Raw genomic sequence first — 11,472 nt, 5'->3', positions numbered from 1 at the left:
ACATCACTTGGAGCATTATCAGGATATTCAACTTGCCTAACCCTATCAACTCCCATGAAATCGACCATGGCGTTGTACATCATGTTGTGGATCTGCGAAGCTTCATAATAAAGATTTTGCGTGGGAGTCAGCCCATTGACAACAACAGCACCTGATATTACTCTTTGAAAGACCACCCATTCAGGAATTTGTATTTCAGCTATCTTGTAGCGGATGTTTCTCCAGAATATCGCTTTGGCATAGGCTTTCATTGTTGGGGAAACAAGTGGTTCAGGTGTTTCGCCATTGAGAACAGGCCATCCTTGAACTTCTTCATCAATTATTGGCTCACCATCTTCCCCAAGCACCACAACCCTACCTGGATGATTATAGAAAGCGCCGGGATCAAGGTCAAGGTAATAAAGATATCCGGGTGCACCTATGGTAGGTACGATAACTATAGAATTATCGACAAACTCACCTGACTTCGGTTCGGGCACAGGAGTGTAAACCTGCAAAACATCATCTGCTTTAACCCTTCCGAGATATAAAGCCACAGCTGGTGTTTCGGGTTCCCCATCCGCAAAAGCATAATCAAGGAATTTCATTTTTGAAATGAGCTCGTCAATAGAACTACCTGGACAGCCAACAAGTACAAAAAGTACAGCAAGCACTAAAAGTAAAAGCATTAACTTTCTTCGCATACCCCCACCTCCTTACACAATTAAAGCCCTAGCATAAGCAAAAAGGTCTTTCTATACAATGAAGAACCAATTAACAAATCAGTCGTTTGTTACATTTATTGTCACTATAATGAGACTCGCAAGCTACCTTTTCTGCTCTTTTTTGCGCGGTAAAAGATATTCCTGTATACTAAATACTGGTGAAATGCCATTCATGAATGGAGGAATGAAAATGGATAAAGAATTTAGAAGCATAATTGTTCAAGCATGCAGAAAAATGTTAAATGAAGACCTGGTGAAAGGAACATGGGGAAATGTATCCATTACTGATGGTGAGAGGATATATATCACGCCTTCAGGATACCCATATGATAAGATGAAAGAAGAAGATGTTATAGTCATTGATTACGAGGGCAATGTTATAGAAGGCTCAAGAGTCCCATCATCTGAATGGAAAATGCATGTTGCCATCTACAAAGCGAGAAAAGACGTAAAATTCATTCTGCACACTCACCCTATTTACGCATCGATCGCGTCTGTAACCATGGAAGAAGTTCCTTCCCTCATTGAAGACAGTGCAATGATATGTGGGCCTGAAATCAGAGTGGCGAAATACGCAGACCCAGGGAGTTGGGAACTCGCGGAAAATGCTGCTGAAGCCCTTGGGAACAACAGCGCTGTTATATTGAGAAACCATGGGCTCGTCAACGTTGGGGAAAGCTTCAATGAAGCGTTCGTTTCTGCCAAAGTCACAGAAAAAAACATACAGGTGTACATAGAAGCCCTGAAATTGAACAGGGAAATCTTCCATATTCCAGAGAGCAACATGAAAAAGCTCAGGGAAAAATATCTCAAATTTTACAGGCAGTAAAAGAATACAGTAAAAACCGTTGTTGGTTGTATGTCATGTGTTATACGAATTTCTCTAAACCTTCCCACGCATCAGCGTGCTTACCTGTTTTCAGTCATGTTTTTTATTTCTTATATTCACTCTCGTGACTAATAACTCGCAACTCGAATCACGTAACTCGGTTCTTATCCGCCCATAGGCGCGGAGCCATTCCGAAGGAATATATAGACGTGACGATGTCACGTATAGCCTGAGCTTTACTTTAGCTCAGTATAACCTTTGTTTTATACCCCTGAATGTCTTTTCATCCACTTAAATGTTCTACAAGTATCTTTGCTCCAACAAATATCAACACAATTCCTCCGATAATTTCTGCGCTGTTTCCTAAGTGTTTGCTAAACCTGGCACCGCCTTTTATGCCTATATAGCTTAAGCAAAAGGCAATGATGCCAATAATCATTGCCGGGAAAAGTATTTTTCTTTCCAAAAAAGAATAAGCCATTCCAACGGCGAAGGCGTCAATAGAGGTTGCAATTGAAAGTAGTATCAAAGGAAAGCCTCTTGTTCTATCAACAGTTGACCCTTCTTTTTTCTCAAAGGCTTCAAGAATCATCTTACCGCCTATTCCTGCTAGCAGTAAGAAAGCTATCCAATGATCAAGCTCCTGAATATAACTAGAAAATTTTGAAGCGGTATACCAACCGATCAGTGGCATGAAGAATTGATATAGTCCAAAATGAAATGAAGTTCGAAATGCGGTATTAAGTGGAACAAAGTTCAAAGAAAGGCCAATAGACACAGATACTGCAAAGGCGTCCATTGCTAAAGCTATAGCAACAAAAAGAATCTCCATCCTATACACCTCTGGTTTAAAGGGTCATGAACATTATATCATCACATTCATTACTCTTTTTTAACAGCTTTGTATTCTATTAGACAAGCTTTCTTCATCGGAAGCATGATAGTATTTATAAGACCCCCCCATGGGGGGGCATAAAAAGAGGTGATAAACATGATGTTCTTTGGGTGGTTAATTTTCTTAGTTCTTATCGTCTTTCTCATCAAGCCCGAGTATATAAGAAATTTTTTCGCAAACAGAGAGTCTGCTGAAAAAGCGAGCGGGGCTGAAAAAATTTTGAAGGAACGCTATGCCAAAGGTGAAATCGATGAAGAAGAATATCTGAAAATGCTGAAGACCCTAAGAGGAGGTGATTAATATGCACTGGGGCTTTTGGAATCCTGCAGGTTGTTGGGCCTGGTTTAGTGGTTGGGGCTGGTTTGGACCTATCTTCGGTTTAATTTTGATGGTTCTGTTTTTTGCGGTGTTTTTTTGGATTATCAAACGTGTGGTTGGTACTGGGAGCAGAACCAAAACTGTGATATCAAATCGTGATTCCGAAGCGTTGCGTATTTTGGAACTCAGATACGCAAAAGGCGAAATAAGCGACGAAGAATACAAAAAAATGAGGAAACAGTTAGGAGGAGAATCGTGAGAGTAAATATATGTGCCCAAAAGGACTCTTGTTGTTATAAAAAAGGTTCTGAATCTTTAAAAGCCTCAAGGGAAAGATTTCCTGAGCTTGAGATTTCCGAATCAGGTTGTCTTGGTATCTGCAAAACCGTAGTAGCAGAAATTGACGGCAAGCTTTACTCTGAGCTCACTGCTGACAGTCTTGCTAAATTAATTAATGAAAAATTGAAGGGGTAATTATGGCAGAAAAAAAAGAGTTTATCGTTAAGGGCATGACCTGTGCTTCTTGTGTCAGCGCAGTTGAAAAGGCTGCTTTAAAAGTCGAAGGAGTAAAAAATCCCGTAGTTAGCCTTGCTACTGAAAGGCTGGTTTTTGAAGTTGAAACCCCTATTGACGAATCGGAACTTGTAGAACGAATAAAAAAAGCAGGTTATGAAATTGAAAAGTCAAAAAAACTTCGCAAAATCTCGCTTGAAATAGAGGGCATGACTTGCGCTTCCTGTGTTAGTGCAGTAGAGAAGGCTGTAAATAAACTTGATGGGATCAACAGTGTTTCCGTAAATTTGACAACCGAAAAGGCAGCGATTGAATATGACCCATCTTTGGTAAGGATAGCGGACATCAAAAAAGCGGTTGAAAAAAACGGCTACAAAGCAAAGAGCGTAACAACAAAGACTTACGACCGCGACAGTGAAAGAAGAGAAGCGGTTACCCGTTCATACAGGAGAAAATTCTTGTTTTCTTCGATTTTTGCTTTACCCTTGCTTTTGGTAGCAATGGCCCATATGTTTGGAATCCCTCTTCCAAGCATTATTTCTTTGGAACAAAATCCCCTGAATTTTGCCTTAGTTCAACTCTTCCTGACAATACCCATTGTGATTGCAGGCAAAGATTTCTATCTCAAAGGCATTCCCAATTTGTTCAAGGGCCATCCAAACATGGATACACTCGTAGGCTTAGGAACTGGTGCGGCGGTAGGTTATGGACTTTTTGCCACGGTTCAGATTGCTCTGGGAAATACCTCATATGCTATGGATCTTTACTTTGAAACTGCTGGGGTTATTATCGCGTTGATCTCACTCGGAAAATACTTCGAAAGTTTCTCTAAAGGGCGGACTTCAGAAGCGCTGAAGAAGCTCATGAATTTGTCTCCTAAGACAGCTTTTCTAAAAAGGGGTGGAGAGATAGTTGAAATCCCCGTTGAAGAAGTGGAAGTTGGGGATACTCTGCTGGTAAAAGTGGGAAGTGCTTTCCCCATAGATGGGGTGGTTGTTAAGGGTAACAGTTCAGTTGACCAATCCATGCTAACGGGAGAGTCTATACCTGTGAATATCCAAGAAGGATCGGAAGTAGTAGGTGGAACTGTAAATCTCAGTGGTACTGTGGAAATTAAAGCCACTAAAGTAGGGAGTGACACAGCGCTTGCCCAAATAGTCAAGCTTGTTGAGGACGCCCAAGCTTCCAAAGCCCCCATAGCAAAGCTAGCAGACATAATCAGTGGATATTTTGTGCCTGTGGTACTCGGAATCGCCGCCGTTACTTTTTTAAGTTGGTTTTTACTCGGATATGGTTTTCTTTTTGCTTTCTCTATGATGATTTCAGTACTCGTAATAGCCTGCCCATGCGCACTTGGTTTAGCAACCCCTACAGCGATAATGGTGGGTACAGGCAGAGGCGCTGAGATGGGAATCCTCTTTAAAAGCGGAGAAGCTTTGGAGATTACCCACAAGACAAAAGCAGTTATTTTCGACAAAACAGGAACCATTACCGAAGGGAAACCAGTTCTTACGGATATAATTCCACTTATTGGATTTGACAAGAATAAAGCGCTGAAATATGCTGCTAGTGTGGGTGCTTTGAGTTCTCACCCATTGGATAAAGCCATAGTACAGGCGTATGATGGTGACCTTTTTGAAGTAAATGATTTCAAAGTTATTCCTGGGCAGGGGATCTTTGCTCAAATTGATGGAGTAGAGATAAGCCTTGGAAATACACGTATGCTGAAAGATAGCGACACCGCCAGAAAAAACTCTATCGAATTATCCAAAAATGGGAAAACCCCTGTTCTCATGAAGTACAACGGTGAACCCGTCTGCCTTTTTGGCATTGCTGATGTGGTAAAGCCAAGCTCTAAAAAAGCCATTGAAGAACTGAAAAAAATGGGTATAAAAACCTTTATGGTAACTGGAGATAGCGTAGAAACTGCGAGGGCCATTGCAAAAGAAGTCGGTATAGACGAAGTAATGGCAGAAGTTATGCCTCAAGATAAATCTAAAAAGGTGAAAGAGCTAAAAGAAATGGGTTATACCGTCACTATGGTGGGTGATGGCATAAATGATTCTCCTGCTTTGGCAGAGGCACATGTTGGTATAGCGATCGGTTCAGGGACTGATGTCGCTTTGGAATCAGCTGGTGTAGTATTAATGAAGAGTGACTTAAGAGATGTTGTGAACGCTATCAGGCTATCTAAAGTAACGATCAGAAATGTGAAGCAAAACCTTTTCTGGGCATTTTTTTATAATGTAATTGGAATTCCCATAGCCGCTGGAATATTTTATATCGCTTTCGGGCTGAAACTTAGCCCAATGATCGCAGGAGCTGCTATGGCCTTCTCAAGCGTTACCGTTGTCATAAACGCTCTGAGGTTGAAACGCGCTTTATTGTAAATATTGGAGCGACCAACAATAGAGTTCGTTGTAGGTTGTTGGTTGTAGGTTGTACGTAACTCTTTGTCTAATCCTTTTAGGAGGTAAATATGAAATAAGCGACGTATAACGAACAACATACAACCCACAACGATTTTTCTCGGCTCTCGATTCTCAGATCTTGAACCTAAAATTTATACGGAGGTGTTAAAATGAAACTAGTTATTGAGGGTATGAGCTGTAACCATTGCAAAGTGAGGATAGAAAGGGTGTTATCTGAAGTAGATGGCGTAAAAAAGGTTGAAGTAAATCTCGCTGGTGGATTTGTTATGGTGGAAGTTTCAAAAGATTTGCCAAAAGAGGTACTCAGGGAAGCAATAGATGATGCTGGCTATACTCTGGTCAAAATAGAAAACTGACATAGGAGGTTATTGGTTATTATGGAGGACCATTCTCATCACGTTAAACACCAGGAGACTTTAAGAATTCTCAGGACCGCAAAAGGGCAAATAGAGGGAATCATGAAAATGATTGAGAATGAGCGATATTGTATTGACATCTCTACACAGCTTTTGGCTGTAATAGCTCTATTAAAGAAGGCAAATACGGAGATCATCAACAGGCATATTGAAACCTGTGTCAGAGAGGCAGTTGAAACGGGATACGTAGATGAGAAGATAAAAGAGCTTGAACAGCTAATGAAACATATCGAAAAAACCCTGTGAAGCCCAAAAAAAGAGCGCTTTAAGCGCTCTTTTTTTATTCTGGGAGATACACAAAACTATCGGGCCTTTCTCCATCGAAGACTTTTACCATGTTCTGGATGGCGTCTATTAACATGGTTTGACGGGTTTCTATGGTAGCTGTACCTATATGTGGCAGTAATACAACATTATCAAGCTCCATTAATTCTTGGGGAATATAAGGTTCGTTTTCAAAGACATCAAGCCCCGCACCATAGATTCTTCTCTCCTTCAATACCTTTATTAGAGCTTTTTCATCAACAACAGGGCCTCGTGCAGTGTTGATCAAGATAGCATTGGGCTTGAGAAGCTCAAGCCGCTCTTTATTAATAAGATGATATGTTTCAGGTGTTAGTGGTACATGCAACGAAATGATATCCGCTGTTTTCAAAAGGTCTTCAAGGGAATAATATGAAGCGGAAAGCACTCGTTCTTCAGCTTCGGGGATTCTATGCCGGTTGTGATAAATCACTCTCATGCCAAATCCTATTGCCCTTCTCGCCACTTCTCTGCCAATGTTTCCCATGCCTATGATTCCAAGGATTTTGCGATGAAGGCCGATTCCCTGAAAGAGATTGAAGCGCCAACCCTGGAATTTCCCCGCTTTCAAAAAATTGTTAGCTTCAAACAACCTTCTGGACACAGCAAGCATCAATAACATAGCAATGTCAGCTGTGGCTTTACTTACAATCCCCGGGGTGTTAGTTACGGCTATCTTTCTTTCTTTTGCGGCCTTTATATCGATGTTGTCGTAGCCAGCAGCACAATTGGAAATTACCTTTAACTTTGGAAGAGAGAAGATGATATCTCTGTCGATTCTATCAACAAGTGTAGTCAAAAGCGCTGTTGCGTCTTTTCCAAGTTCAACAATCTCTTCCTTGGAGAGAACACGCTCTTCATCGTTATAGATTGTCTCATACTCTTTTAGTAGAATTTTAGTCATTCTTGGCGTTGGAAAAGTGACCAGAATTTTTTCCATTTCTTTCCCTCCTGAAAAAATATCCTTTTTCCAGATTCCTCATTTCTTAGATGTGAACACAATATGTCTGTGGTATATATTACCAAACGATTTTATCACATCAACCAGAAAGAGACTTTACCCGTTTTCTCAGAATTTATTGTTGATTTGAAATTAGAAAGCATCATAAAAAGAACAGCAAGAATATTGTGGAGATAGCTAAACTTATCAGGAGGACTATTATCCCGTATTTGAAAAACTGAATAAAACTGATTTCTTTTCCATAATACCGTTTAAGAAGCGCTAAGCCAATAACATTTGCAGAAGCGCCAATGGCCGTTCCATTACCTCCGAGACAGGCTCCTAAAGATAAAGACCACCACATGGGCTCGAGATTACCAAATACACTTGGGTTCAACTTTTGCATGGATTCAATAACAGGAATCATAGTCGCTGTATAGGGAATATTATCGATGAAAGCGGAAGCAAATCCCGAGATATTTACCACAAAGACTTTCGCAAGCTGATATGAACCATGGGAGAGTGCGAGTATGTGACCTGCAAGATATTCGAGAAAGCCTGTTTCTTCAAGAGCCCCAACCATTATGAAAAGGCCAACAAAAAATAGTATGGTTGACCATTCCACTTCTTCCAGTGTTTTCTCTACTTCCTTAGCTCTCATTGACAACATTGATACAGAAGCAATCATCAAGGCAATAAAGGAACTTTCAAAGCCAAGGCTCTCTTGGAAAACAAATAGCACTACGGTAATAAATAGCAGCACAATAGAGATGTAGAAATGCCTTTTATTTGTTATCGGGTTACCAGACTGCGTCAACAGGCTATTGTCAACCTTTTTCACCAAAGTTTTTTTGAATACCAGGATCAAAAAAAGATTAACTGATACGAAGATAAATAGAAGTACTGGACCGAGGTTCAAGACAAAATCACTAAAATGTAATTTTGCAGCGGATCCTATCATGATATTCGGCGGATCACCAATCAGGGTAGCTGCCCCACCTATGTTAGAGGCAAATATCTCACCCAAAACAAAGGGTATGGGGTCGATACCTGTCGTGTCAGCAACGGCCAAAGTAATGGGAAGCATGACAAGGATAGTAGTAACATTATCCAATACTGCAGATGTCAAAGCTACGATTATGACAAAATATATATAGAGTTTCAACATATTTCCTTTAGAAAGCTTCAAAGCTTCCAGACCCAAAAATTCAAAAAGGCCACTCTTTTTTATAACATTCACGAAAGTCATCATGCCAATAAGTAGAAAAATCGTATTGAAGTCTATATATTCGCTGTATATGCTGGTGGGGTCGTGAAAGATCCCAAGAAAAACCATAAAGACCGCGCCAAAAAGGGCAATAAGAGTTCTGTGAACTTTTTCGGTAGCAAGAAAAGCATAAGCAATTAGAAAAATGGTAAAGGACAAAATCATTTCTGGGGTCAAGGTTACATCTCCTTCGCAAAGTGCTCACGAGAGAAATTATACAACAAAAGGCAGGATTGATAAAATATTGAGCAGTAACTTATGAAAATAGGGTGTCACGAAAAAAAAGACATTATTTAAATTTAACAATCGAAAAATATATTGCTATAATATATAAGTAATATATCAAATTATGCACTTGAAGTTAACGAGATGATGTAAGAAAACCGAGTCATTGAAAATATTTTTCGGTTATTATCAGAATGTTTATATCAGTTTTTCAGATTATCCTTAAGCTATATACGAGTCATTCACCGAATATGACACGAATTCTGCGCACACTTTGTTTTATTACGACCTAGAGGAGCATTAACATTCAAAGGGGGTGTCAAATGATATGAAACTCAAAACATTGGTTGTTATACCAATACTAATTTCTTCGTTATTCTTTGGAGCCGCAAATATCGATCAAGCAATAGACAGTGGAATCGCGTTTTTACGGAATAATCAAGACCCAAACGGCACGTGGTTTTATAATGATATCTTAGTCAGTCATGAGATTATCGAATCGCTCGTAAGCGCTTTTGGCGTTGAGTGTGTGAATGACATGGCTGTGAATTTTGCAGAATACGTGATCAAGAGTATTGAACCACAAACCGCATTTCTTTCATACGACTATCTCTTCAAACTCGATGATTTGAATTTGCTCAGCGAATATATGTCGTTGAACCTGGCTTATAAAATCTTGGGTAAGCCAAACCTGAAGTTTGAGTTGAAAATCGACAGGCTTATCCTCAAGAAAGAATCAGAGATACTTTCCATGCAAAACTCAGAATTCTTACAGGTTTTACGCTTTTTAACCATAGGTAAGTTTGTACTCACTCCAAAAATAGCCGAGAGAGCATTATTCATGCTCGAAAAAGAAGAAAATGTGAAAAGGTTGGAATGCTATTACCTTTTGAAATATGGTTATCCTGTTTCTGAAGAAACGATAAATAGTATCGCTGAATATATGAAATCAGAAGTAGAAAAGTGCAAGAAAGAAAAAGGCACAATTTCCGAAGGCAAACTGACACAGCTTGCCCTTGGAGCAATAATTCTAAGCCTTGGAGAATCGGATAATAGCATAACCAAAGAAATCATCGATTTCTTGCTGTCAAAGCAGAACGAAGACGGAAGCTGGGGAAACAGCGAGGAAATTGTGACAACATTCATGACAACTGCTCTTGTTTTAGAAGCTCTGGGGTATTTTGGAGATTAGTGGATAATCACGCAAATCCCACTAAAAGGTTTTGAAAGACTAAGGTTCTATAAACCTTCACGAGTTGGAAAATAGATTGGTCGAAAACCATAAAAGACCTGATCACTTTTCCCAAATCAATGCTAACAAGCATCTTACAAGCCTTCAGATAAACTCTTTTGAGGAAGAGCATGTACGCTTTTTTATACTTAAAAAAGAGAGAGCCTTTCGGCTCTCGATTTTATTCCTTAACAATCCTGATCCCAAATTCATCGGCATCAATGGTTATTTTATCGCCCTCATTTAGTGTTCCATCGATTATCATATCGGCGATGGGAGCTTCGACTTCTTTTTCAATTACACGTCTCACAGGTCTTGCGCCAAAGAGCCTGTCGTAACCTTTTTGTGCCAAATAATCTACGGCTTTTTCTGTGATTTCTGCTTTGATGCTTTGTTCATAGAGCCTTTCAAATACCTCTTTCATCCTGAGTCCCACGATTTTTGACATGACTTCTTTATCCAGTGTTTTGAAGAAAACAATGGCATCAAGCCTATTGATGAATTCGGGTTTAAATGTCTTTTTTAGCCTGAGTTCAACTTTTGCAAGCACTTCATCGTTTATGTCTTCGGAAACTAGTTCTTCCGAAGCGATATTGCTTGTCATGATCAAAATAGTGTTTGCAAAACTGACTGTTTTACCCTTTCCGTCAGTAAGTCTGCCATCATCCATAATCTGGAGCAAAAGATTGTGCACATCAGGATGGGCCTTTTCGATTTCATCCAGTAAAATCACGGAATAAGGTTTCCTGCGAACCGCTTCTGTTAATTGTCCACCTTCTTCATAACCAACGTATCCTGGAGGAGCTCCTATTAATCTCGATACAGTGTGTTTTTCCATGTATTCGGACATATCAAGCCTTATCATAGCGTTCTCGCTTCCAAAAAGTATGTAAGCCAATGTTTTAGCAAGTTCGGTCTTTCCGACTCCGGTTGGTCCCATAAAGAGGAAAGATCCCCATGGCCTGTTTTTAGCTTTTAACCCTGCTCTTGCCCTTTTTATCGTACTTACAACAACATCCACTGCTTCATCTTGATCTATAAATCTTTCATGAATCAACTTCTTGAGGTTCTTCAGCTTTTCCCTCTCAGCTTCAAGCAATCTTCCGGCTGGGATCCCCGTCCACTGCTCGATTATGGAAGCAATAATGTCTTTCGTTACACTCTTGGCGTTCTTAGAAACATTCTCTTGCCAGTTTCCCTTTTTTTGTTCGTATTCGCCTTTTATGCGCTCATACTCTGATTTCAATTCTGCCGCTTGTCGATATTCACCTCTCTGAACCAAATCCGAAATTTGTTCATCGAGTTGGGAAAGCCTTTTTTCGAGCTTCCTTATTTCTTCGGGTATGTATCCGGCTTGAAGTCTAACAAAAGACGCCGCTTCATCGATTAGGTCTATGGC

12 protein-coding genes and 1 pseudogene are annotated in these 11,472 nt (G+C 40.0%); 8 read left to right on the top strand and 5 right to left on the bottom strand.

Going from position 1 to position 11,472, the window contains the following annotated elements:
* Positions 1 to 683, bottom strand: a pseudogene (locus AC3LHT_RS04810) (hypothetical protein); the annotation flags it as partial.
* Between the two features lie 211 nt (positions 684 to 894).
* Here AC3LHT_RS04810 and AC3LHT_RS04805 point away from each other — a divergent pair.
* Positions 895 to 1,533 (top strand): class II aldolase/adducin family protein, encoded by a 639-nt coding sequence (locus tag AC3LHT_RS04805; protein WP_488662136.1) that lies wholly within the window; start codon positions 895 to 897, stop codon positions 1,531 to 1,533.
* Between the two features lie 283 nt (positions 1,534 to 1,816).
* On the opposite strand, the gene AC3LHT_RS04800 is transcribed toward AC3LHT_RS04805, so the two are convergent.
* Positions 1,817 to 2,365, bottom strand: a complete 549-nt coding sequence (locus AC3LHT_RS04800) for a manganese efflux pump MntP (RefSeq protein ID WP_290646178.1) — start codon at positions 2,363 to 2,365, stop codon at positions 1,817 to 1,819.
* A gap of 159 nt (positions 2,366 to 2,524) precedes the next feature.
* Between AC3LHT_RS04800 and AC3LHT_RS04795 the strand changes: the two genes are divergently transcribed.
* The 6 genes from AC3LHT_RS04795 (at position 2,525) to AC3LHT_RS04770 (ending at position 6,353) form a co-directional block, all read left to right on the top strand.
* Complete coding sequence (locus AC3LHT_RS04795) at positions 2,525 to 2,728, top strand: SHOCT domain-containing protein (protein WP_290646180.1); 204 nt, start codon at positions 2,525 to 2,527, stop codon at positions 2,726 to 2,728.
* A 1-nt stretch (position 2,729) separates the two neighbouring features.
* Entirely contained in the window at positions 2,730 to 3,005 is a 276-nt protein-coding gene (locus tag AC3LHT_RS04790; protein WP_290667215.1) for an SHOCT domain-containing protein, read from the top strand.
* Positions 3,002 to 3,220 carry a (2Fe-2S) ferredoxin domain-containing protein gene (locus AC3LHT_RS04785; RefSeq protein WP_290646184.1) on the top strand — a complete coding sequence of 73 codons (219 nt, stop codon included), beginning with the start codon at positions 3,002 to 3,004 and terminating at the stop codon, positions 3,218 to 3,220. Before AC3LHT_RS04790 ends, AC3LHT_RS04785 begins: the two co-directional genes overlap by 4 nt.
* Before the next feature lie 2 nt (positions 3,221 to 3,222).
* Positions 3,223 to 5,649, top strand: a complete 2,427-nt coding sequence (locus tag AC3LHT_RS04780; protein WP_488662135.1) for a heavy metal translocating P-type ATPase — start codon at positions 3,223 to 3,225, stop codon at positions 5,647 to 5,649.
* Positions 5,650 to 5,840: 191 nt separating this feature from the next.
* Positions 5,841 to 6,047 carry a heavy-metal-associated domain-containing protein gene (locus AC3LHT_RS04775; protein ID WP_488662134.1) on the top strand — a complete coding sequence of 69 codons (207 nt, stop codon included), beginning with the start codon at positions 5,841 to 5,843 and terminating at the stop codon, positions 6,045 to 6,047.
* A 21-nt stretch (positions 6,048 to 6,068) separates the two neighbouring features.
* Positions 6,069 to 6,353, top strand: coding sequence for a metal-sensing transcriptional repressor (locus tag AC3LHT_RS04770; RefSeq protein ID WP_290646190.1), 285 nt, complete (start codon positions 6,069 to 6,071; stop codon positions 6,351 to 6,353).
* A 34-nt stretch (positions 6,354 to 6,387) separates the two neighbouring features.
* Here the strand turns inward: AC3LHT_RS04770 and AC3LHT_RS04765 are convergent, their stop codons facing one another.
* Both AC3LHT_RS04765 and AC3LHT_RS04760 read right to left on the bottom strand, forming a co-directional pair.
* Positions 6,388 to 7,350: a 2-hydroxyacid dehydrogenase gene (locus AC3LHT_RS04765; RefSeq protein WP_488662133.1), complete on the bottom strand. Its 963-nt coding sequence runs from the start codon at positions 7,348 to 7,350 to the stop codon at positions 6,388 to 6,390.
* Positions 7,351 to 7,513: 163 nt separating this feature from the next.
* Positions 7,514 to 8,794: an ArsB/NhaD family transporter gene (locus AC3LHT_RS04760; RefSeq protein ID WP_488662132.1), complete on the bottom strand. Its 1,281-nt coding sequence runs from the start codon at positions 8,792 to 8,794 to the stop codon at positions 7,514 to 7,516.
* 376 nt (positions 8,795 to 9,170) lie between these two features.
* Between AC3LHT_RS04760 and AC3LHT_RS04755 the strand changes: the two genes are divergently transcribed.
* The gene (locus tag AC3LHT_RS04755; protein ID WP_488662131.1) at positions 9,171 to 10,034 is read left to right on the top strand and encodes a hypothetical protein; all 864 of its coding nucleotides are present in this window, start codon (positions 9,171 to 9,173) and stop codon (positions 10,032 to 10,034) included.
* A gap of 220 nt (positions 10,035 to 10,254) precedes the next feature.
* Here the strand turns inward: AC3LHT_RS04755 and AC3LHT_RS04750 are convergent.
* The coding region (locus AC3LHT_RS04750; RefSeq protein ID WP_488662130.1) for an AAA family ATPase at positions 10,255 to 11,472 on the bottom strand (1,218 nt) is incomplete at its 5' end.

The sequence above is a fragment of the Kosmotoga sp. genome (assembly GCF_982836095.1).
Note: the sequence above shows the minus strand (reverse complement) of the source record. Positions and strands in the feature narration are given on the sequence as shown.